The sequence below is a fragment of the Macrococcus hajekii genome, from assembly GCF_004359505.1.
GTDB classification, from domain to species: domain Bacteria; phylum Bacillota; class Bacilli; order Staphylococcales; family Staphylococcaceae; genus Macrococcus; species Macrococcus hajekii.
This window is the reverse complement of record NZ_SCWE01000035.1, coordinates 1-397: the sequence shown is the minus strand read 5'-3', so window position 1 is coordinate 397 and position 397 is coordinate 1. Positions and strand designations below refer to the sequence as shown.

Annotated in this window: 1 protein-coding gene; it reads right to left on the bottom strand. The window is 37.5% G+C overall.

All coding sequences use genetic code 11. The annotated features are described in order from the left end of the window. Positions 1-41: 41 nt before the first annotated feature. Positions 42-397: UDP-3-O-acyl-N-acetylglucosamine deacetylase (locus ERX37_RS11250; RefSeq protein WP_208001696.1), on the bottom strand; the 356-nt coding region annotated here is incomplete at its 5' end.

The window sequence follows — 397 nt, the reverse complement described above, 5'->3', positions numbered from 1 at the left end:
GTTGTTAGTTGATATGATATTGGATTCTGAACTCTTCGATCTTAATATTTAACGCACCATTCAAAATTACTCTCATCTGCGAAAATTTTCTCGAGTAGTTTAGCATTCATCGCGTGTGAAGTGCTATAAGTCTCAAAATGTCCGCTAATATGGCGTGTCCCACATAGCATAAGATCACCAACCAAATCCATGACTCTATGGCGAACATGCTCATCTGTATAGCGAAGACCATTTTTGACATATGATTTTTCTTGGTTAATAAGGATTGTATTTTGAGTGCTTGCACCTTGAGCAACAGGAGTTTTACTAAATTTTGTGAAGATTTTTGCCAGAATACCCTTATATAGCGGTCCAAAAGTTCGTGAATCGATGCAGTCTGCAACTAGTATTTCAGAGG